Source organism: Streptomyces sp. NPDC093984 (genome assembly GCF_044764595.1).
GTDB lineage: Bacteria > Actinomycetota > Actinomycetes > Streptomycetales > Streptomycetaceae > Streptomyces > Streptomyces cynarae.
The window spans coordinates 510,122-531,513 of record NZ_JBIWIM010000005.1 but is presented as its reverse complement, the minus strand read 5'-3'; the positions used below and the strand labels follow the sequence as shown (position 1 = coordinate 531,513).

The following is a 21,392-nucleotide window of genomic DNA, read 5'->3' as shown; positions in this document are numbered from 1 at the left end:
CTGCAGGGGGGACCCTGTGGGAGAGTAGGACACCGCCGAACAATTTTTGAGAAAACCCCCGTGCTATTCAGCACGGGGGTTTTCTGCGTTTAGGGCCGGCCCCTGAGCGGTGCCGCAAGCGAACCCCTCCGCACCCCGGCGCGAACCCGCCGGGTAAGGTCAGGGAGCATCGTTGGTTCGTTCCCGCAGGAGGCCCCCGGGTGGAGGTCCAGGAGACCCGTGTCCAGACGGACCGCGTCCTCACCATCCCGAACATGCTCAGCATGGCGCGGCTGGTCGGCGTGCCCGTCTTCCTGTGGCTGATCCTCAGGCCCGAGTTCGGCGGGCCGAAGAGCGACGGCTGGGCCCTGCTGGTGCTGGTGCTGAGTGGTGTCACTGACTATCTCGACGGCAAGCTCGCCCGGCGCTGGAACCAGATCAGCAGCCTCGGCCGGATCCTCGACCCCGCCGCCGACCGGCTCTACATCGCCTCGACCCTGCTCGGTCTCACCTGGCGCGGCGTTCTGCCTCTTTGGCTGACCGGGGTGCTGGTGGCGCGGGAGCTGGTTCTGCTGGTGATGGTGGGCATCCTCAGGCGTCACGGCTATCCGCCGCCTCAGGTGAACTTCCTCGGCAAGGCCGCCACCTTCAACCTGATGTACGCCTTCCCGCTGCTGCTCCTCAGTGACGGAACTGGATGGATCGCGTCACTCGCTGCTATTTTCGGATGGGCGTTCGCCGGATGGGGTACAACGCTCTATTGGTGGGCAGGAGTCCTCTACGTGGTCCAAGTCCGCCGACTTGTCAGGGCGGACGCCGTGGCCGATTCAGCCCACTGATTGCCCGCCGCGCGCGGCTCGATGGCCCGCCCAGGGAAACTGCGGGACAATCTAGACGGGTGAAGTCGGCTGGACCGTCGTCTCTTGGAGGAGGACGCTTCCGACATGAAGGCCGTCGTGATGGCCGGAGGCGAAGGCACGCGCCTTCGCCCCATGACCTCGAGCATGCCCAAGCCGCTCCTGCCGGTGGCCAACCGGCCGATCATGGAGCATGTGCTGCGGCTGCTCAAAAGGCATGGGCTCAACGAGACCGTCGTAACCGTGCAGTTCCTGGCCTCACTCGTCAAGAACTACTTCGGTGACGGCGAAGAGCTCGGTATGGAGCTCACATATGCCAACGAGGAGAAGCCACTCGGTACCGCCGGGAGCGTCAAGAACGCCGAGGAAGCACTCAAGGACGACGCGTTCCTGGTGATCTCAGGTGATGCCCTGACCGACTTCGACCTCACCGATCTGATCAATTTCCACAAGGAAAAGGGCGCCCTGGTCACCGTCTGTCTGACGCGTGTGCCCAACCCGCTGGAATTCGGCATCACCATCGTCGACGACGAGGGAAAGGTCGAGCGCTTCCTGGAGAAGCCGACCTGGGGCCAGGTCTTCTCCGACACCGTGAACACGGGCATCTACGTCATGGAGCCCGAGGTCTTCGACTACGTCGAACCCGATGTTCCGGTCGACTGGTCCGGTGATGTCTTCCCGCAGCTGATGAAGGAGGGCAAGCCGATCTACGGCTATGTCGCCGAGGGCTACTGGGAGGACGTCGGCACCCACGAGAGCTATGTGAAGGCCCAGGCCGACGTCCTGGAGGGCAAGGTCGACGTCGAGATCGACGGCTTCGAGATCTCCCCGGGCGTCTGGGTCGCGGAGGGCGCGGAGGTACACCCCGACGCCGTGCTGCGCGGCCCGCTCTACATCGGTGACTACGCCAAGGTGGAGGCCGGTGCCGAAATACGGGAACACACCGTCGTCGGCTCGAACGTGGTCGTGAAGAGCGGGGCGTTTCTGCACAAGGCCGTCGTCCACGACAACGTGTACATCGGCCAGCACAGCAATCTGCGGGGCTGTGTGGTCGGCAAGAACACCGACATCATGCGCGCGGCCCGGATCGAGGACGGCGCGGTGATCGGCGATGAGTGCCTCATCGGCGAGGAGTCCATCGTCCAGGGCAACGTGCGGGTGTACCCGTTCAAGACCATCGAGGCCGGTGCCTTCGTCAACACCTCGGTCATCTGGGAGTCCCGCGGACAGGCACACCTCTTCGGCGCCCGCGGTGTGTCCGGCATCCTGAACGTGGAGATCACCCCGGAGCTGGCCGTACGGCTGGCCGGCGCGTATGCCACCACCCTCAAGAAGGGTTCGACGGTCACCACGGCACGTGACCACTCCCGTGGCGCGCGTGCGCTGAAGCGCGCGGTCATCTCGGCGCTCCAGGCCAGCGCCATCGACGTACGGGACCTGGAGAACGTACCGCTGCCCGTGGCGCGGCAGCAGACCGCGCGAGGCAGCGCCGGCGGCATCATGATCCGGACGTCGCCCGGTGTGCCGGACTCCGTCGACATCATGTTCTTCGACGGGCAGGGCGCCGACCTGTCCCAGGCCGGTCAGCGCAAGCTGGACCGGGTGTTCGCGCGGCAGGAGTACCGGCGGGCCTTCCCTGGTGAGATCGGGGACCTGTACTTCCCGTCCAGCGTCTTCGACTCGTACACCGGTTCGCTGCTGCGGAGCGTCGACACCACGGGGATCGCCGAGTCGGGCCTCAAGGTCGTCGTGGATGCGTCGAACGGCAGTGCAGGGCTGGTTCTCCCCAGCCTGCTCGGCAAGCTCGGCGTGGACTCTTTGACGATCAACCCCGGACTGGACGAGTCCCGGCCCACCGAGTCCGCGGAAGCGCGGCGGGCGGGGCTGGTGCGGCTCGGTGAGATCGTCGCCTCGTCGGGGGCCGCGTTCGGCGTCAGGTTCGACCCCGTCGGTGAGCGGCTGTCGCTCGTCGACGAGAAGGGGCGCATCGTCGAGGACGACCGGGCGCTGCTGGTGATGCTCGATCTCGTGGCCGCCGAGCGGCGCAGCGGGCGGGTGGCGCTGCCGGTGACGACGACGAGGATCGCCGAGCAGGTGGCGGCGTACCACGGGACGCAGGTCGAGTGGACGACCACCTCGCCCGACGACCTCACCCGCGTGGGCCGCGACGAGTCGACGATCTTCGGCGGCGACGGCCGCGGCGGATTCATCGTGCCGGAGTTCAGCAGCGTCTTCGACGGCACGGCCGCGTTCGTACGGCTGATCGGGCTGGTGGCGCGGACCCAGCTCACTCTCAGCCAGATCGACGCGCGGATTCCGCGGGCGCACGTCCTCAAGCGCGATCTCGCGACTCCGTGGGCCGTCAAGGGACTCGTGATGCGCCGGGTCGTGGAGGCCGCAGGCGACCGGTTCGTGGACACGACCGACGGTGTAAGGGTCGTGGAGACCGACGGGCGCTGGGTGCTGGTGCTGCCAGACCCGGCCGAGGCCGTCACCCACCTGTGGGCCGAAGGGCCCGACGACGCCTCCGCGCAGGCCCTTCTGGACGAGTGGTCGACCGTCGTGGACAGCGCCGGACGGTAAAAGCACGCGGCACACGCGCGTGCCGGACAAGTGTCCCCCGAGGGGGCCTGTCCGGCACGCGCGTGGGGCCATTCGGAGGTAGCGCGCGCGACGTGCGACGATGTGCGGCATGCCGCAGCCGCCCCCCGTTCGGAGCACACCGACGCGCCCCTCGCGCCCGGACGCCTCCATGTCGTTGCTCACCAACGTCATGGACCACAGCCTCGACGACGGATACGCCGAGGCCGCCGCCCGGAAGACATCCGAGGGTGCTGCGGGCATGCCCAGGACGCTGCGGGCGAAGCTCGGTCTCGCGGCAGGCCTCGTGCTCGCCGCCCTGGTGGTGACCGTGGGCGCCGCGCAGGCGCGGGTCGCCGCCCCGACGGTCGCCAAGGAGCGTCAGGAACTCATCGACCGCATTCAGCGCGAGACCACCGCCGCGGACAAGCTGGAGGGCACGGTCGACAAGCTGCGCGACGACGTGAGCGCACGGCAGCGCGCGGCCCTGCGGGAGGACGGCGGCGGCGACCCGGCCGACCTGGTGGGGATCCTGTCGGGCGCCGTCGCGGTGCACGGTCCTGGGGTGAAGCTCGTCGTCGACGACGCCAAGGAAGCCACCACCGGTGGCGACGGCAACCCGCGTGAGACCTCGGGGTTCTCCGACACCGGGCGCGTACGCGACCGGGACATGCAGCGCGTCGTCAACGGTCTGTGGGAGTCGGGTGCCGAGGCGATCGCGATCAACGGTCAGCGGCTGACCGCCCTGTCGGCGATCAGGGCCGCGGGTGACGCGATACTGGTGGACAACAGGCCGCTGGTGCCGCCGTACACGGTGCTCGCGGTGGGGGACGGGGCACGGCTCAGCACGCGGTTCCAGAACAGCGCCGACGGACTCTACCTGCACGCGCTGCAGGAGAACTACGGGATCCGGACCGGCATCTCCACCGAGGGTGACCTCCGGCTGCCGGCCGCCCCCAGTGTGATCGTACGAACAGCACAACCGAGTACAGAGAAGGGCACATCGTGATCGCGGTACTGGGCCTCGTCGTCGGAGTGGTGGTCGGCCTGTTGGTCCGGCCCGAGGTCCCGGCGGTCGTCGAGCCTTACCTTCCGATCGCCGTCGTGGCGGCGCTCGACGCCGTGTTCGGTGGTCTGCGGGCCATGCTCGACGGCATCTTCGACGACAAGGTCTTCGTGGTGTCGTTCCTGTCCAATGTGGTGGTGGCGGCGCTGATCGTGTTCCTGGGCGACAAGTTGGGCGTCGGCGCGCAGCTGTCCACGGGCGTGGTGGTCGTCCTCGGCATCCGCATCTTCTCCAACGCGGCGGCGATCCGCCGGCATGTTTTCCGGGCGTGAGGCCGATGAGCAACGAGGACGAGACGACCGAGCCGCCGCAGACCTCCGAGCACCGGCTGCGCAGGGAACTGCCCGAGGAGGTGCCGGCCGCGGCGCCCGAGACGTCGGGGACGACGGACGACGAGCAGGCCACCGGGCTGACCGGCCGTCAGCGCCTGGTGCAGGGACTGTGGCCGCCGCGCGTCAGCCGTGCCCAACTCATCGTGGCCGTGCTGCTGTTCGGCCTCGGCTTCGGCCTGGCCGTCCAGGTCGCCTCCAACAGCGACGGCAGCAGTGCCCTGCGCGGCGCGCGCCAAGAGGATCTTGTGCGCATCCTCGATGAACTCGACGACCGTACGCAGCGTCTTCAGGACGAGAAGCAGGGTCTCGAGGATCAGCGGGCCGAGTTGGAGAACAGCTCGAACCGGGCCGAGGAGGCCCGCAAGCAGACCGCCGAGAAGGAGAAGCAACTCGGCATCCTTGCGGGCACCGTGGCCGCCGAGGGGCCCGGGATCACGATGACGATCCAGGACACGAAGGGGACGGTCCAGGCGGACATGCTGCTCGACGCGATCCAGGAGCTGCGCGCGGCCGGCGCGGAGGCGATAGAGGTGAACGGCGTACGGGTCGTCGCCGGCACCTACCTGGCGGACGCCGGGAAAGGTGTCAGCGTCGACGGGAACAAGATCACCCAGCCCTATCGTTTCAAGGTCATCGGCAAACCTCAGGACCTCGAACCGGCGCTCAACATCCCCGGAGGCGTGGTGCAGACTCTCGAGAAGGAGCAGGCCACGGTCACCGTGGAGCGTTCCACGAAGATCGTCGTGGACGCCTTGCGAGCGGCGAAGCGGCCTGACTACGCTCGGTCGTCCTCCCAGTGAACCGGGGGTGCATGGAGGCCGTCCGGCAGGGGCATGAGGTTGCGGGGGGTCGGCGCACCGATTGGGTGGTGCGTGGTGGAAACTGTCTGGTGGAAACGGACGTTGTGAGGATGTCCGGGTCGGCCGGTGTATGCAATCAGGGTTCGTCCTGCCCCACGGGCGGGTCTGTTTCGGTCAAGGGGAATCGCCCGTGAAGTTGTTTGCGAAATTGTTCGGCAAGAGCGCGCGAGAGGGCAGCGACAACGCCACTGCCCGTCATCGTGCACAGCCGGGTGACGCGGAGGGCCAGCGGCCGCTGTTCCGCGATCAGGTCAGTGGTCCGGGTGGTCACATTTCCGGAGGTCAGGGCGCGCCGTCTGTTGACCCTGCCGCGTCCGGCGGCATAGGTTCCGGGGACATGTCGGCCCTGGTGTGCACGCGGTGCGGTCACCGCAACGCGGAGAACAGCCGCTTCTGCTCCAACTGCGGTGCGCCGCTGCGGGCCGGGGCGGTCCCGGAGCGTGCGTCGGAGACGACGTCCACGATCTCCATCTCGGGCCTGGAGGCCTACGACGCGGAGGCCACCGGCCAGACGCCGGTGCCGACGCTGTCTCCCGAGGCGCAGGCGGCCGTGGAGGCGCTGCCGTTCGGCTCGGCGCTCCTGGTGGTGCGTCGGGGCCCGAACTCGGGCAGCCGCTTCCTGCTGGACAGCGACCTGACCACGGCGGGGCGCCATCCCCAGAGCGACATCTTCCTGGACGATGTGACGGTCTCGCGTCGCCACGTCGAGTTCCGCCGGGGCCCGGACGGCATGTTCACGGTCGCCGACGTCGGCAGCCTCAACGGCACGTACGTCAACCGCGAGCGCATCGACCAGGTCGCGCTCCACAACGGCGACGAGGTGCAGATCGGCAAGTACAGGCTGGTCTTCTACGCGAACCAGCGGGGCATCTGACCCGCGCGGGGAAGGGTCCATGCTTCACACACCGAGCGGCGGTGCCGACAGCGGCACCGCCGCGGCGGACGGCCGGCTGATGAGCATCGGCACGGTGCTGAACGTGCTGCGCGAGGAGTTCCCCGAAGTCACCATCTCCAAGATCCGTTTCCTGGAGTCCGAGGGGCTCATCGAGCCGCAGCGGACCCCGTCGGGGTACCGCAAGTTCAGTGCGCGTGACGTCGAGCGGCTCGGCCAGGTGCTGAGGATGCAGCGGGACCACTATCTGCCGCTGAAGGTGATCCGCGAGCACCTGGACGCCCTGGAGCGGGGCGAGGAGGTGCGGCTGCCGTCCCTGGGCCGGCCCGGGGAGATCGGCGAGGGGGAGCTGCTCGGAGACCTCCTGGGCGAGCCCGAGAGCCCCGCGGCCGCCCGGATCGGCCGCGAGGAGCTGCTGGCGGCCGCCGGGATCGGTGCCGAGCAGCTTCAGGAGTGGGAGTCGTACGGGCTGCTGGCGCCGCTGCCGGACGGCACGTACGAAGCCGAGGCGATCACCGTGGCCACTCTCGTGGTGGAACTGGGCCGGCACGGCATCGAGCCACGCCATCTGCGCGCGGTGAAGGCCGCCGCGGACCGCGAGGCCGGCTTGGTGGACCAGGTGGTGGCCCCGCTGCGCCGCCACCGCAATCCACAGACCAGGGCGCATGCCGAGGCCCGTACGAAGGAGCTCGCGGGGCTCGCGGTGAAACTGCACGCGGCGCTGGTGCAGTCCGCGCTGGGCGTGCGGCTGCCCTGATCCGGGCGTTCGCCGTGGGCGGATCGGCCAGGCGTTCTGTGCCCGACTACCCAAACATCCCGAGCACGGCCTAGGGTTGCTGTGTGAACGAGCTCGATGTCGTAGGTGTCCGGGTCGAGATGCCCTCCAACCAGCCGATCGTGCTCCTGCGTGAAGTGGGAGGCGACCGCTACCTCCCCATCTGGATCGGCCCCGGGGAGGCGACGGCCATCGCGTTCGCCCAGCAGGGCATGGCCCCCGCGCGGCCTCTGACGCACGACCTGTTCAAGGACGTGCTGGAGGCCGTCGGGCAGGAGCTCACGGAAGTGCGCATCACGGATCTGCGTGAAGGCGTCTTCTACGCGGAGCTGGTCTTCGCCAGCGGTGTCGAGGTGAGTGCCCGCCCGTCCGACGCCATAGCGCTCGCGCTGCGCACCGGCACGCCGATCTACGGCAGTGACGGGGTGCTGGACGACGCGGGGATCGCCATCCCGGACGAGCAGGAGGACGAGGTCGAGAAGTTCCGCGAGTTCCTCGACCAGATCTCACCGGAGGACTTCGGGACCAGCAGCCAGTGACGGTCCCTCCGGGGGTTGGACCGACGGGCGACGCGGCGCCCGCGGTTTGCCCGTCGTGTCTGCGGCGCCTCTTGGCGGGGCACGGGCCCGAGCGCGCCGACCGCGGTGTGGGCTTGCGCACTGCGCTGAAGGGGATGGCCCAGGACACGAAGCCGTGTGTGCCGGGAGCCAGGACACGTCTGACCGTCGGGGGTGTGACAAAGAGGCAGGGCGGCCGTGGCCGCGGCCCTCGAGGGCCCGCCAGAGCATTCGGCTAGCCTTTCCCCGCGGAAGGGCACGGGAAACCACTCCTAGGGTGATTATCACTCGGCGTGCCGAGTGTGGCGATCGTTGACGCACCCGTGGTGACTGCCTACCGTCGAGGAGGCAGGTCAAGGACGGAGGTCGGCGTGAGAAGCAGCGGCGGCGGTACGGCTGGGGGTGCCCCTGGACGCAATCTGGGGGAGAGCGGTCCGTACCGGCTTCACGGCAACGCGGCCGGCTCCGCCCCGCAGCGGCCGAGGCCCGTGCCGGGCGGCGGAGGGGCGGCTTCCGAGGACATCGGCTATCGCGGCCCCACGGCGTGCGCCGCCGCGGGCATCACCTACCGCCAGTTGGACTACTGGGCCAGGACAGGCCTGGTCGAACCCAGCGTGCGCCCCGCCTACGGGTCGGGGACGCAGCGGTTGTACAGCTTCCGCGATGTCGTCGTCCTGAAGATCGTCAAGCGTTTCCTCGACACCGGAGTGTCCCTGCAGAACATCCGTAGCGCGGTCCAGCACCTCCGGGAGCGAGGCTTCCGCGACCTGGAGCGGATGACGCTGATGAGCGACGGCGCGACGGTCTACGAGTGCACGTCCCCGGACGAGGTCCACGCCCTGCTCCAGGGCGGGCAGGGCATCTTCGGCATCGCCGTGGGCGTCGTGTGGCGGGACGTGGAGAACGCGCTGTCTCAGTTGCACGGTGAACGTGTCGACACGGGCGAGACGATCGTGGGCCACAACCCGGCGGACGAGCTGGCGCGGCGGCGCAACCGGGCCGTCTGAGAGGCAGGTCGCGGCAGGGCCGCATTGTCAGTGGTGTAGGGCAGCATCGGAGATGTGAGAACCGCGCCGACCATCCTGCACCTCGACATGGATGCCTTCTACGCCTCGGTGGAGCAGGCAGCCAAGCCGAGCCTGCGCGGGAAGGCCGTGATCGTGGGCGGGCTGGGGCCGCGCGGAGTGGTGGCCACGGCGTCGTACGAGGCACGGGTCTTCGGGGTGCACTCGGCGATGCCCATGGCCCAGGCACGCCGGCTCGCGCCCAACGCCGCTTATCTGGTGCCGCGCTTCGGGATCTACCGCAGGATCAGCGAGCAGGTGATGTCCCTGCTGCGGGGCCTGTCGCCGCTGGTGGAGCCGTTGAGCCTGGACGAGGCGTTCGTGGATCTGGAGGCCGGGGGAGCAGCCTGGGACGAGGAGTCGGCGCGAGGGGTCGGCGTGAAGCTGCGCGCGGACATCCGGACCGTCACCGGGCTGACGGGGTCGGTGGGGCTCGCCGCCTCCAAGATGCTCGCCAAGATCGCCTCGGAACAGGCCAAGCCGGACGGCCTGGTAGTGATACGGCCGGGGACCGAGCGCGCGCTGCTCGGTCCGATGCCCGTGCGCACGCTGCCGGGGGTCGGCCCGGCGACCGGTGACCACCTGCGGCGGGCCGGGATCACCACGATCGACGAGATCGCCGAGGCGGGCGAGGACGAGCTCGTACGGCTGCTCGGCAAGGCACACGGGCAGGCGCTGTACGCGATGGCGCTGGCGCACGACGAGCGACCGGTGGTCGCCGAGCGGGAGGCCAAGTCGGTGTCCGTCGAGGACACGTACGACGTCGACATCCACGACCGGCTGCGGATCGGCCTGGAGGTGCAGCGGCTGGCGGACCGGTGTGTGCGCAGGCTACGGGACGCCGGGTTGTCGGGGCGCACCATCGTGCTGAAGGTGCGGAGGTACGACTTCTCCACCCTGACCCGGTCCGAGACCCTGAGGGGGCCCACGGACGATCCCGCGGTGGTGCGGGAGGCGGCGGCGCGGCTGCTGGAGCCCGTGGACACGACCGGCGGGGTACGGCTGCTGGGTGTGGGCGTCAGCGGACTCGCCGACTACACACAGGAGGACCTGTTCGCGCAGGCCCACCTGGCGGCGGCGGAGGCCACGACGGAGGAGAGACCGGAGGCGGAGGAGTCCCTGGCCGAAGAGCCGGCGGCGCCGCCCGAGCGGGTCTGGCTCGCGGGGCACGACGTCCGTCATGCCGAGTACGGGCCGGGATGGGTGCAGGGAAGCGGGCTGGGCAGGGTGACCGTACGGTTCGAGACACCGCAGTCGGAGCCGGGCCGGGTCCGCACGTTCAGCGTCGACGACCCTCAGCTGGAGCCGGCGGACCCGCTGCCCCTGGTGCCCGACGCCCCCGAGATCGCGGAGCGCCCGGCCCCCACGGGCACAGGCGCCTGACACCGGTGGGCAGGCACGGAAGTCTGCCGCCGACCCGTCACGTCTCGTCCGACCCCGCCAAACGGCCGAAGTCACGGTCCGGCGGCGGCGGTGCCGAGACGTCCAGGCCGTAGTGGTGGTAGAGCTGCAGCTCCTGTTCGGGGGACAGGTGGCGGCCGACGCCGAAGTCGGGGGCCTCCTTGATCAGGGCGCGTTCGAAGGGAACGTACAGCGCACCCTCGACGAGCTCGCTGGGCTCCAGGGGGACGAACGCGTCCCTGCCGAACAGGCCGGTCCGTATGGCCGCCCACTCCGGCGCACCCGTCGCGTCGTCGAGGTACACCTCGTCGATGGTGCCGATCTTGTGGCCATTGCGGTCGAACGCCTTGCGGCCGATCAGATTCCGCGGATCGATGTCGGTCTGCACGGTCCCTCCAACTGGTCGCAACCCATCCGTAAGCACTACGAAAGAGCACATTCGGGAAGGCGGCCACTTGAAGATTCCCACGCAGGCTGCCGACTCGTCCTCGCTGGTAGGCTGGCAAGCGGCCGTTGACCCCGTGCGGGAGAGTCCTCCGGAGCGATCCGGGGGCGCCGAAGGAGCAAATCCTCCCCGGAATCTCTCAGGCCCAGGTACCGCACGGACGAGGTCACTCTGGAAAGCAGGGCGGGTGTCGACGGCTTCCGCTCTCACCGACGGTGAAAGCCGGCGAGCCTTCGGGCGGACCGGTGAAGCTCTCAGGTCGAGATGACAGAGGGGGAGGCCGTCGGGGTACCCGTGCCGTGGTGCCCCTCGAAGGTCGCGTCAGACCAGGAGGCCTCCGCAATGACCGCCCAGCGCATTCCGCTCTCCGAGCTCGAACAGGGCACCCCGTTCGAGCACCGCCACATCGGGCCCGACCAGGAGGCGCGGGCCAAGATGCTCGCGCAGGCCGGCTACGGCTCGCTCGACGAGCTGACCGCCGCCGCGGTGCCCGATGTGATCAAGAACGCCGACGCCCTGGACCTGCCGGGCGCGCGCACCGAGGCCGAGGTGCTGGCCGAGCTGCGCTCCCTCGCCGATCGCAACCAGGTCCTGGACTCCATGATCGGTCTCGGCTACTACGGAACCTTCACGCCCCCGGTGATCCTGCGGAACGTGATGGAGAACCCCGCCTGGTACACCGCGTACACGCCCTACCAGCCGGAGATCTCCCAGGGCCGGCTGGAGGCCCTGCTCAACTTCCAGACCATGGTCGCCGACCTCACCGGCCTGCCGACCTCCGGCGCCTCCCTGCTCGACGAGGGCACCGCCGCCGCCGAGGCCATGGCGCTGTCCCGGCGCATGGGCAAGAACAAGAAGGGCCTGTTCCTGATCGACGCGGACGCGCTGCCGCAGACCATCGCCGTGATCCAGACCCGCGCCGAGCCCACCGGTGTCGAGGTCGTCGTCGCCGACCTCAGCGCCGGCATCCCGGCCGAGCTCGCCGAGCGGGAGATCAACGGCGTACTGATCCAGTATCCGGGCGCCTCCGGTGCCGTACGCGACATCAAGCCCCTCATCGACCAGGCCCACCAGCTGGGCGCCCTCGTCACCGTCGCCGCCGACCTGCTCGCGCTGACCCTGCTGAAGTCCCCCGGCGAGCTCGGCGCCGACATCGCCGTCGGGACCACCCAGCGCTTCGGCGTCCCGATGGGCTTCGGCGGCCCGCACGCCGGCTACATGGCGGTGCACGAGAAGTTCGCCCGCAGCCTGCCCGGCCGGCTCGTGGGAGTCTCCGTGGACGCCGACGGCCACAGGGCGTACCGGCTCGCCCTGCAGACGCGCGAGCAGCACATCCGCCGCGAGAAGGCGACCAGCAACATCTGCACCGCCCAGGTGCTGCTCGCCGTGATGGCCGGGATGTACGCCGTCTACCACGGGCCCGAGGGCCTGCGGAACATCGCCCGGCGCACCCACCGGTACACCGCGGTCCTCGCCGCGGGCCTGAAGGCCGGCGGGGTGGAGGTCGTCCACGGCACCTACTTCGACACCGTCACCGCCCGGGTCCCGGGGCGGGCCGCCGACGTCGTCGCCGCCGCCCGCGAGAACGGCGTCAACCTGCGCCTCGTCGACGCCGACCATGTCTCGGCCGCCTGCGACGAGACCACCGGCCGGGCCCAGCTGCGCGCGGTGTGGACCGCGTTCGGCGTCGGGGGCGACATCGACGCGCTGGACGCCACCATCGAGGACGCGCTCCCGCAGACCCTGCTGCGCAGTGACGACTACCTCGCCCACCCGGTGTTCCACCAGCACCGCTCCGAGACCGCGATGTTGCGTTACCTGCGCAGGCTGGCCGACCGCGACTACGCGCTCGACCGCGGCATGATCCCGCTGGGCTCCTGCACCATGAAGCTCAACGCGACCACCGAGATGGAGCCGGTCACCTGGCCCGAGTTCGGTCAGCTGCACCCGTTCGCGCCCGCCGAGCAGGCCCAGGGCTACCTCACGCTCATCCACGAGCTGGAGGAACGTCTCGCCGAGGTCACCGGCTACGACAAGGTCTCCCTCCAGCCCAACGCCGGCTCCCAGGGCGAGCTGGCGGGTCTGCTGGCCGTGCGCGGCTACCACCGCGCCAACGGCGACGACCAGCGCACCGTCTGCCTCATCCCGTCCTCCGCGCACGGCACCAACGCCGCCAGCGCCGTCATGGCCGGGATGAAGGTCGTCGTGGTGAAGACCGCCGAGGACGGCGAGATCGACGTCGAGGACCTGCGGGCCAAGATCGAGCAGTACCGCGACGAGCTGTCGGTGCTGATGATCACGTACCCGTCCACGCACGGCGTGTTCGAGGAGCACGTCGCCGACATCTGCGCGGCGGTGCACGAGGCGGGCGGTCAGGTCTACGTCGACGGCGCCAACCTCAACGCGCTGGTCGGCCTCGCCAAGCCGGGCCACTTCGGCGGCGACGTCTCGCACCTGAACCTGCACAAGACGTTCTGCATCCCGCACGGCGGCGGTGGTCCGGGCGTCGGCCCGGTGGCGGTCCGCGAGCACCTGGCGCCGTATCTGCCGAACCACCCGCTGCAGCCCGAGGCCGGTCCGCAGACGGGCGTGGGCCCGATCTCGGCCGCCCCCTGGGGCTCCGCGGGCATCCTGCCGATCTCCTGGGCGTACGTCAGGCTCATGGGCGGCGAGGGCCTCAAGCGCGCCACGCAGGTGGCCGTGCTGTCCGCGAACTACATCGCCAAGCGCCTCGAGCCGCACTACCCGGTCCTCTACACCGGCCCCGGCGGCCTGGTCGCGCACGAGTGCATCATCGATCTGCGGCCGCTGACCAAGGCGACCGGCGTGAGCGTGGACGACGTCGCCAAGCGGCTCATCGACTACGGCTTCCACGCGCCGACGATGTCGTTCCCGGTGGCCGGCACGCTGATGATCGAGCCCACCGAGTCGGAGGACCTGGCGGAGCTGGACCGGTTCTGCGACGCGATGATCGCCATCCGGGCGGAGATCGAGAAGGTCGGCTCGGGCGAGTGGCCCGCGGAGGACAACCCGCTGAGCAACGCCCCGCACACGGCGGCGGCGCTGGGCGGTGAGTGGAAGCACGCCTACACGCGTGAGGAGGCCGTCTTCCCGGCCGGGGTATCGGCCGCGGACAAATACTGGCCGCCTGTGCGCCGCATCGACCAGGCCTTCGGCGACCGGAACCTGGTCTGCTCCTGCCCGCCGCTGGACGCCTACGACGAGTGATCACCCTCGGACATGCGTCGGGGCCGGTGCGGAGCGTGTGTCTCCGGCCGGCCCCTCGTGTGTCAGGGCAGCGGATGCCCTGGTGCGCGCTCAGGCGGCTGTCATCACCTGGTCGGTGCCCAGCGGGCGGTGCGGGGCGATGATCTGGCCGTCCGGCAGAAGCTCACCGGTGTCCTCGAACAGGAGCACGCCGTTGCACAGCAGGCTCCATCCCTGCTCCGGGTGGTGCGCCACGAGACGGGCGGACTCCCGGTCGGCGGATTCGGCGGTCGGGCACGGTGGCTGGTGCTGGCACATGGTGGTGGGGATCTTTCGCTCTGTCGGTATGTGTGAGATGGCTGTCGTGTCTGTCCTGCGGCTCGCGGTGTCGCTCATCGCCGCCCCCCGTCGGTGATACGTCGGTCAGGAACCCAGTGTTGCCCCACGGGCGTCGATCCGCAGGGATTTCCCAGTACCGCTCCTCACAGGTTCATGACGCATCCCCCGCCCGGGCGGTTCAGCCCGACCGCAGGGTCACTTCGGATGGTTCGGGGTGGCCGGAAGGGGCTAGTCCGTACGGGCCGACCCGCACGTCGTCCCTCGTACGAGCGTCATCGGGCACGAACGAGCGAGGGGGGCGGGAGGTGTTCGATGGCCCGAACATGTGACGTGCCCCGCGGCCGTCTCCGGCGGCGGGGCACGGTGGGAGGAGACCCGGAAACTATGCGGGCTGGCCGAGCAGCGGGGTGCGGGTGACCCGGAGGGTCAGGATCGGCAGGAGGTCGGCGACGCGGTGCGGGCGGTGCGCCGCGATGCCGGGCGGCGCCGGGGCGAGCGGCACCAGGAGGTCGTTCGCGGCCGGGTGGCCCGTCGCGCCGTCGGCCGTGCAGTCGCCGTGCAGCCACAGGGTGAGCATGTACAGCTCCGGCACGGACAGCAGCCGGGCCTGGTAGGGCTCGGTCAGCGAGGCTTCCGCCTGGAGCACGGCGCGCTCGGTCGCGGCGACGTACGGGCCCTCGAAGAAGTGCGAGAAGGCCCAGCCGTCGGGCGTCAGCATGGTCTCGGCGGCGGCCACGGCGCGGCCCCCGGAGCGGATGAGGAATCGCCACCCGGCGAGGCGGGTACCCGATGCGCCGGCCGGGGTGATCCGGTCCAGGACATGGACGGGCAGCGGAAGTTCGGGGGTCGCGGGTCCCTGGGCCGTGCGCAGGGAGGGGGTGGGAGCCTCCCTCACCGCGGTGGGGGAACCGAGTGCCGTGAGGACGGAGCGGAGAGCGGGCGCGGGAGCCGGAGGGACATGCAGCTGCATGGTGGGTCGCCTCTCATTCGACAGGCAAAGGGGCGCGAGGGCGTGGTGGGCGGGCGGACGGCGCTGTCAGCTCTCGGGGTCAGAGGGAGGGAAGGGGGTAACCGAGCCCGGACGAACGGTGGCGCTTTGACGACAAGGCCCGAACCGTGAGCGCCAACTCTCTGCCCCGTGCGCAAAGTTTATACGACGCGTGTTCATGCGCTGTTTCATCGGAACGACGCGCTTATGTCGGCAAGGTGATATCCGGTCGACGATAAGCGGGGTTCGTCCCGGTCCTGCGCAGGCGTCAGCGCGGCGACCTCGGAATACTTGTCCGTAGCGGTCGGCTGATTCTCGTCGGCGTTTTTCACGAGACGGTTGCACCGTGAAACTGCGTCCTGCTCCATGCCTCGTGAATGTGCCCGGCCGCGCGCCGCCTCCAGCGTAGCGGGTGACGGTCGCAACTGGGACGTTATCGATCGCGTTGCCTGGGCATCATCCCCCGTGACCCGGGACAGCAGCGGCCGTAACGTCGGCCTGCCCATCTCAGGAGGGACGCTTCGATGGGAGAGAAGGTCGTGGCAGGGCCGTTCGACCTGTCCGATCGCCAGCACTACCGCGACAAGCTCAGGCAGTGCCTGACGGGACTCGCGCGACTGCTGGAGGAGAAGCGGTTCGATCGCCCCAAGAACCTGATGGGCCTAGAGATCGAGTTGAATCTCGTCGGGCAGGACGGGACTCCGAGAATGATGAACGCCCAGGTTCTGGAAAGGATTGCGAGCCGAGATTTCCAAACAGAACTCGCCATGTTCAACCTCGAGGTCAACATAGCTCCACACAGGTTGGGCGGGCGGGTTTTCGACCGGCTCGCCGAGGAGCTGCGGATCTCGCTCGCCTATGCCGACCGGAAAGCGAACGAGCTGGATGCCTCGATCCTGATGATCGGCATCCTCCCGACGCTCGACCGCGACGACCTGGTCTCCTCCAACCTCTCCGCGGTCGACCGCTACACCCTGCTCAACGACCAGATCGTGGCCGCGCGCGGCGAGGACTTCCGGCTCGACATCGAGGGTGTCGAACGGCTCGAGTGCAGCGCGCGGTCCATCACGCCCGAGGCCGCCTGCACCTCGGTCCAGCTGCACCTCCAGGTCACCCCGAACCGCTTCGCGGACCTGTGGAACGCGGCCCAGGCGGTCGCGGCGGTGCAGGTCGCGCTCGGCGCCAACTCTCCGTTCCTGTTCGGACGTGAGCTGTGGCGCGAGTCCCGGCCGCCGCTGTTCCAGCAGTCCACCGACACCCGGCCGCCGGAACTCCAGGCGCAGGGTGTGCGGCCGCGCACCTGGTTCGGGGAGCGCTGGATCACCTCGGCCCAGGACCTGTTCGAGGAGAACCTGCGCTATTTCCCGGCACTGCTGCCGATCTGCGACGAAGAGGAACCCCTGCGCGTCCTGGACGAGGGCGGCGTCCCGAAGCTCTCGGAACTGGTCCTGCACAACGGCACCATCTACCGCTGGAACCGACCCGTCTACGGCATCGCGGACGGCGTCCCGCATCTGCGGGTGGAGAACCGGGTGCTGCCCGCGGGACCCACCGTCACCGATGTGATCGCCAACGCGGCCTTCTACTACGGCCTGGTCCGCGCCCTCGCCGAGGAAACGCGGCCGGTGTGGACGCGGCTGCCGTTCGAGGCCGCCGCCGCCAACTTCGACGCGGCCTGCCGGTACGGCATCGAGGCACGCCTGCAGTGGCCGAAGCGCGGCCGGTACGGCGGGACCACCGAGGTGGCGGCCGTGGACCTGGTGCGCGACGAGCTGCTGCCGCTCGCCGAGGCGGGACTGGCCGCGTGGGGAGTCGAACCCGCCGACCGGGACTTCTACCTCTCAGTGATCGAGGAGCGGTGCCGGCGGCGCGTCAACGGCGCGAGCTGGCAGGCCGCCATGTTCCACCGGGCCCTGGAGCGGGGGCTCGACCGCGACGCCGCGCTGGCCGCGACGACCGTGCGGTACCGCGAGCTGATGCACGCCGGAGAACCGGTCCACACCTGGCCGGTCGGGTTACCGGAACCGGCGGGCGTGAGGTGAGTGATCCCGCGAGGCCGGGCTGACCGGCCGCACGGTCACCTTGGTCCGTCTCCCCTGACGAGCAGCCCCTCCCTGTTGAGCCCCGTGCCCCTACACAGCCGTATGGCAGAAGATGGGGACGAGGCGGGATCGCTCAACTGGAGGCGGAGTGCGGGTGGAGGCAGGGTCGGTGGCCGATTCCTTTACGGCGGAAGGACCGACGCGACGGATTTTCCGTGCCGAGACGCTGCTGGTGCTGGGGCTCTCGCTCGGGGCGAGCGGGGTCTCCGCGCTGATCAGCTTTGTCGGGTCGGTCACCAAACCCGGCGGGCTCAAGGACCAGGCGGCCACCATGAACGCCTCGGCCGCGCCCGGCCGCCCCTGGCTCGATCTCGCCTGGCAGCTCTTCGGGATCGCCACCGCGCTGGTCCCGGTGGCGCTGGTCGCGCACTTCCTGCTGCGGGAGGGGGCGTCGCTGCGCACGCTCGGCTTCGACCGGAGCAGGCCGTGGCCGGACCTCGGGCGCGGGGCGGCGATCGCGGCGGTGATCGGCTCCACGGGCATCGCCTTCTACCTGGCCGCCCGAGGGCTGGGTGCCAATCTGACGGTGGTCCCCGAGGCGCTGCCGAACGTGTGGTGGAAGTTCCCCGTACTGATCCTGTCGGCGGTGCAGAACGCCGTCCTCGAAGAGGTCATCGTCGTCGGCTATCTGCTGCGCCGGCTGGGCCAGTTGGGCTGGACCCCCGGCACCGCCCTGGTGGCCGGCTCTGTGCTGCGCGGCTCCTACCACCTCTACCAGGGCATCGGCGGCTTCTTCGGCAACATGGTGATGGGCGTGGTCTTCGTCTACCTGTACCGGCGCTGGGGGCGGGTCGGCCCCCTGGTGGTGGCCCACTCACTGCTCGACATCGGGGCGTTCGTGGGGTACGCGCTGCTGGCGGGGAAGGTGGGCTGGCTGCCGACGGCGTGAACGGGCCGGACAGGGGCTCATGACGGCGTCGCGAGCCCCTGGTGTGCCGTTACGCGAGCAGTTCGCCCTCGATGACGGTGACCGCGTGGCCGGTGAGCAGGGTGCGGTCGCCGCGGAGTTCGGTGCGGACGCGGCCGGAGCGCGGGGAGGCCTGCAGCCCGGTGAGGTCGGGGCGGCCGAGGCGCTCGGACCAGTAGGGAGCGAGGGCGGTGTGGGCGCTGCCGGTGACCGGGTCCTCGTCGATGCCCACGTTCGGGAAGAAGCAGCGCGAGACGAAGTCGTACCCGCGGGAGGGATCCTCGGCGCGCGCGGTGGCGATGATGCCGCGCCGTGAGTGGCGGGCGAGCGCCCGGAGATCCGGGGCGAGGCCGAGGACCGTCTTCTCGTCGGCGAGCTCGAGGACCAGGTCACCGACGCCCGGCCCGGTGTCGACGGCGGTGCGGGGCTGGGCGCCGAGGGCCTCTGCCACGCCGTCGGGGATCTCGACGCGGGTGAGCGGCGCGGTGGGGAAGTCCAGCGTGACCGAACCGTCCTCGTGCGGCGCGGCGCGGAGGACACCACTGCGGGTGGCGAACCGGACGGGGCCCTCGTGGGCGCCCGTGGTGTGCAGGACGTGGGCGGTGGCCAGGGTCGCGTGGCCGCACAGGGCGACCTCGGTGGTGGGGGTGAACCAGCGCAGCGCCCAGTCGGCCTCGCCTCCGTCGGGCAGAGGGTGCGCGAAGGCGGTCTCGGCGTGGTTGACCTCGCGGGCCACGTTCTGGAGCCAGTCGTCGTCCGGGAAGGAGTCGAGGAGGAGGACACCGGCCGGGTTGCCGGCGAAGGGGCGGTCGGTGAAGGCGTCGACGATACGAATCCGCATGGGCCGACGCTAGAGGCCGTCGGTCAGGGCGGGCCAAGGCCAATTCGCGGCGGCTGGACTGGTGTCGGCGGCAGGTGGCAGGTGGCAGGTGGCAGGTGGCAGGTGGCAGGTGGCAGCCGGTCGGGCGGGAAGCCCGGAGCCCGGCTTCTGTCCAGGCTTCGGCAGGGCCTTGTCTTGCGAACAGTCCCGATATATCGTTGAAGCATCGCGACAGATCAACGATGGAATGGAGTGGTGGGGGATGCGTTCCCATGGACAGGACTTCGGATACGAGCGACACGGACACCACATGAGGGGCGGCTTCGACGGTCGGCGCGGAGCCTTCGGACCCTTCGGGCCGGGCGGACCCGGTGGCCCCGGCTTCGGAGGGCCGGGCTTCTTCGGCCCCGGCGGCCCCTGGGGCGGGCGCGGCCGGGGCGGACCGCGGGGCAGGGCGCGGCGCGGCGACGTACGCGCGTCGATCCTGGCCCTTCTCAAGGACCGGCCCATGCACGGCTACGAGATGATCCAGGAGATCGCCGAGCGCAGCGGCGGGGCGTGGAAGCCCAGCCCGGGCTCGGTCTACCCGACCCTCCAGCTGCTGGAGGACGAGGGTCTGATCACCAGCGAGAGCGAGGGGGGCAAGAAGCTCTTCTCGCTCACCGAGCCGGGTCGCACCGCGGCCGACGAAGGCCCCGACGCCCCTTGGGAGGAGGCCTCGCGCGGTGTCGACTGGGAGGCGCTGCACGAGATCCGGCAGGCCGGCGTCGGTCTGATGGAGGCGTTCGGCCAGGTCTGGAAGACCGGCGACAAGGACCAGCGCGACAAGGCCCTCGCGGTCATCAACGAGGCCCGCAAGAAGCTGTACCTGATCCTCGCCGACGAGCACTGACGGCGCGGTGAGGTGAGGGCGCCCCGCGGCACCGCGTCCGCGGGGCGCCTTGGTGTCCGTACCGTCAGGACACCAGTGCGCCAAGCCTGCGCAGCGACTCGTTCAGCGCGGCCGTCGCCGAGTCCCTCAGCTTGCCCGCCATGAGGGACACCGCCGCGCCGGTGAACTCCCCGTCGATGCGCACCGAGGTGGCCTCGCCGTCGGGTGTCAGCGTGTAACGGGTGGCGAGGTCCACGGCCATCGGGCCCTTGCCGCGGATGGACAGCACGTGCCCCGGGCGCAGTTCGTCGATGGTCCAGGTGACCTCGGCCGGGAAGCCCATGAGCTTCATGCTCTCCTCGAAAGTCCCGCCCACCGCGAGGGTTTCGGGACCGCCCTTCGGAAAGCCGGTGTGGGTCGCGTTCCACTCGCCGTACGCCGACCAGTCGGTGAGCGCGGCCCACACCTTCTCGGCGGGGGCCTCGATGCGAGCTTCCGCGCTGACTTCGGCCATGCGACCACCCCTTCGCGTCGGCTGCTGCGCCGGGCGCAGCTTTGGGTGTCGCGGAACGTAGCCGCAGAGTCTGCAACATTCAATACTGACGAACAGTCAGAAATTGCGGACGCCGATACCGCACCGGTCACGGGCAGGGCGACGCGCGGCCCCTGAGTGGAAAGGGCGCGATGTCATCCGTAAGGAGGAGAACCGGGTCAGCCATGCCCAACCTGTGGCGGACGCGCGAATGCTGCCCGCCGAGGATGACTCGGACCGGTGGGACTGATGGGGTGGAGGACGTGCCACCCCGTCATGTCCAGCGCGCGGCCGCCGAATGCGGCAGGCGCCAGTCCCACCCCGATGCCAGGGTCACCTCGGAGCTGGCAGCGGTGCTTTCCGGCGCCCGCAGGAGGGCGTTGCGTGACGGGGACCGGGGGATCGACACCGCCCATCTGCTGCACACGCTGCTGGAGTCCGACCCTGAGGTGCGCGCCGTCTTCGACGGGGCGCAGGTCGCCCGGCTGCTCGGCTACCTCGTCCAGCGCGCGATCGGCTACGGGCTGCGCTGGCAGACCACCGTCGAGGACTCGGGCGCGGTGCCGGTGCTGAAGGAGCCGGAGGGCTGGTCGCCCGCCGCGGCGACCGCCCTCGGGGCGGCGTACGGGCGTGCCGCCGGGCGCGGCGACGTATGCGTACGCGGGCTGGACCTGCTCGCGGCGATGGTCGCGGACCCCGAGTCGCGCGCCGTCGAGGTCCTCGGCCGCTCGGGCGTCGACGTAAGGGTGCTGGCGGAGCGGATCGAGGCGTCGGGCGTGGTTCCGTCCAGTCGCTGAGACAGGAGCTATTGATGGTGA

General features: G+C 70.1%; 20 protein-coding genes and 1 riboswitch. Of the genes, 15 read left to right on the top strand and 5 right to left on the bottom strand.

The window, feature by feature from the left end; all coding sequences use genetic code 11:
- Window positions 1-200: 200 nt before the first annotated feature.
- From ACIRC0_RS21980 to ACIRC0_RS21935, 10 genes are all read left to right on the top strand, one after another.
- Window positions 201-818 carry a CDP-alcohol phosphatidyltransferase family protein gene (locus ACIRC0_RS21980; protein ID WP_403617910.1) on the top strand — a complete coding sequence of 206 codons (618 nt, stop codon included), beginning with the start codon at window positions 201-203 and terminating at the stop codon, window positions 816-818.
- Window positions 819-923: 105 nt separating this feature from the next.
- Entirely contained in the window at window positions 924-3,419 is a 2,496-nt protein-coding gene (locus ACIRC0_RS21975) for a mannose-1-phosphate guanyltransferase (RefSeq protein WP_103840191.1), read from the top strand.
- A 109-nt stretch (window positions 3,420-3,528) separates the two neighbouring features.
- A complete protein-coding gene (locus ACIRC0_RS21970) occupies window positions 3,529-4,425 on the top strand; it encodes a DUF881 domain-containing protein (RefSeq protein ID WP_403617908.1) in 897 nt (298 codons plus the stop codon).
- On the top strand, window positions 4,422-4,754 hold the full coding sequence (locus ACIRC0_RS21965; protein ID WP_019708255.1) for a small basic family protein: 333 nt from the start codon (window positions 4,422-4,424) through the stop codon (window positions 4,752-4,754). The genes ACIRC0_RS21970 and ACIRC0_RS21965 overlap by 4 nt, the downstream gene beginning before the upstream one ends.
- Window positions 4,755-4,759: 5 nt before the next feature.
- The gene (locus ACIRC0_RS21960) at window positions 4,760-5,614 is read left to right on the top strand and encodes a DUF881 domain-containing protein (protein WP_403617906.1); all 855 of its coding nucleotides are present in this window, start codon (window positions 4,760-4,762) and stop codon (window positions 5,612-5,614) included.
- 61 nt (window positions 5,615-5,675) lie between these two features.
- On the top strand, window positions 5,676-6,548 hold the full coding sequence (locus ACIRC0_RS21955) for an FHA domain-containing protein (RefSeq protein ID WP_403617903.1): 873 nt from the start codon (window positions 5,676-5,678) through the stop codon (window positions 6,546-6,548).
- Window positions 6,549-6,567: 19 nt separating this feature from the next.
- A complete protein-coding gene (locus ACIRC0_RS21950) occupies window positions 6,568-7,323 on the top strand; it encodes a MerR family transcriptional regulator (RefSeq protein WP_403617901.1) in 756 nt (251 codons plus the stop codon).
- Between the two features lie 83 nt (window positions 7,324-7,406).
- The gene (locus tag ACIRC0_RS21945; protein ID WP_004002801.1) at window positions 7,407-7,880 is read left to right on the top strand and encodes a bifunctional nuclease family protein; all 474 of its coding nucleotides are present in this window, start codon (window positions 7,407-7,409) and stop codon (window positions 7,878-7,880) included.
- 389 nt (window positions 7,881-8,269) lie between these two features.
- Window positions 8,270-8,905: a MerR family transcriptional regulator gene (locus tag ACIRC0_RS21940; RefSeq protein ID WP_403617899.1), complete on the top strand. Its 636-nt coding sequence runs from the start codon at window positions 8,270-8,272 to the stop codon at window positions 8,903-8,905.
- 54 nt (window positions 8,906-8,959) lie between these two features.
- Window positions 8,960-10,345: a DNA polymerase IV gene (locus ACIRC0_RS21935; protein ID WP_403617897.1), complete on the top strand. Its 1,386-nt coding sequence runs from the start codon at window positions 8,960-8,962 to the stop codon at window positions 10,343-10,345.
- A gap of 37 nt (window positions 10,346-10,382) precedes the next feature.
- Here the strand turns inward: ACIRC0_RS21935 and ACIRC0_RS21930 are convergent, their stop codons facing one another.
- Window positions 10,383-10,751: a PRC-barrel domain-containing protein gene (locus tag ACIRC0_RS21930; protein ID WP_403617895.1), complete on the bottom strand. Its 369-nt coding sequence runs from the start codon at window positions 10,749-10,751 to the stop codon at window positions 10,383-10,385.
- Between the two features lie 126 nt (window positions 10,752-10,877).
- Window positions 10,878-10,973, top strand: a riboswitch (glycine riboswitch).
- 177 nt (window positions 10,974-11,150) lie between these two features.
- Here ACIRC0_RS21930 and gcvP point away from each other — a divergent pair.
- A complete protein-coding gene (gene gcvP, locus ACIRC0_RS21925; protein WP_403617893.1) occupies window positions 11,151-14,036 on the top strand; it encodes an aminomethyl-transferring glycine dehydrogenase in 2,886 nt (961 codons plus the stop codon).
- 90 nt (window positions 14,037-14,126) lie between these two features.
- Here gcvP and ACIRC0_RS21920 read toward each other — a convergent pair whose 3' ends face one another.
- Window positions 14,127-14,333, bottom strand: a complete 207-nt coding sequence (locus tag ACIRC0_RS21920) for a DUF5999 family protein (RefSeq protein ID WP_103840200.1) — start codon at window positions 14,331-14,333, stop codon at window positions 14,127-14,129.
- 403 nt (window positions 14,334-14,736) lie between these two features.
- Window positions 14,737-15,324: a hypothetical protein gene (locus ACIRC0_RS21915; protein ID WP_403617891.1), complete on the bottom strand. Its 588-nt coding sequence runs from the start codon at window positions 15,322-15,324 to the stop codon at window positions 14,737-14,739.
- Between the two features lie 542 nt (window positions 15,325-15,866).
- On the opposite strand from ACIRC0_RS21915, the gene ACIRC0_RS21910 reads away from it, so the two are divergent.
- Window positions 15,867-17,384 carry a glutamate-cysteine ligase family protein gene (locus ACIRC0_RS21910; RefSeq protein WP_403617889.1) on the top strand — a complete coding sequence of 506 codons (1,518 nt, stop codon included), beginning with the start codon at window positions 15,867-15,869 and terminating at the stop codon, window positions 17,382-17,384.
- Between the two features lie 148 nt (window positions 17,385-17,532).
- Window positions 17,533-18,333, top strand: coding sequence for a CPBP family intramembrane glutamic endopeptidase (locus ACIRC0_RS21905; protein ID WP_403617887.1), 801 nt, complete (start codon window positions 17,533-17,535; stop codon window positions 18,331-18,333).
- A gap of 49 nt (window positions 18,334-18,382) precedes the next feature.
- Here ACIRC0_RS21905 and ACIRC0_RS21900 read toward each other — a convergent pair whose 3' ends face one another.
- Window positions 18,383-19,192 carry a PhzF family phenazine biosynthesis protein gene (locus ACIRC0_RS21900; protein ID WP_403617885.1) on the bottom strand — a complete coding sequence of 270 codons (810 nt, stop codon included), beginning with the start codon at window positions 19,190-19,192 and terminating at the stop codon, window positions 18,383-18,385.
- A gap of 241 nt (window positions 19,193-19,433) precedes the next feature.
- Between ACIRC0_RS21900 and ACIRC0_RS21895 the strand changes: the two genes are divergently transcribed.
- Window positions 19,434-20,063 (top strand): PadR family transcriptional regulator, encoded by a 630-nt coding sequence (locus tag ACIRC0_RS21895; protein ID WP_403617883.1) that lies wholly within the window; start codon window positions 19,434-19,436, stop codon window positions 20,061-20,063.
- A gap of 64 nt (window positions 20,064-20,127) precedes the next feature.
- Here the strand turns inward: ACIRC0_RS21895 and ACIRC0_RS21890 are convergent, their stop codons facing one another.
- Complete coding sequence (locus tag ACIRC0_RS21890) at window positions 20,128-20,556, bottom strand: SRPBCC family protein (RefSeq protein WP_403617881.1); 429 nt, start codon at window positions 20,554-20,556, stop codon at window positions 20,128-20,130.
- Window positions 20,557-20,828: 272 nt separating this feature from the next.
- On the opposite strand from ACIRC0_RS21890, the gene ACIRC0_RS21885 reads away from it, so the two are divergent.
- Complete coding sequence (locus ACIRC0_RS21885; RefSeq protein ID WP_403617879.1) at window positions 20,829-21,371, top strand: Clp protease N-terminal domain-containing protein; 543 nt, start codon at window positions 20,829-20,831, stop codon at window positions 21,369-21,371.
- The last annotated feature ends 21 nt before the right edge of the window (window positions 21,372-21,392 follow it).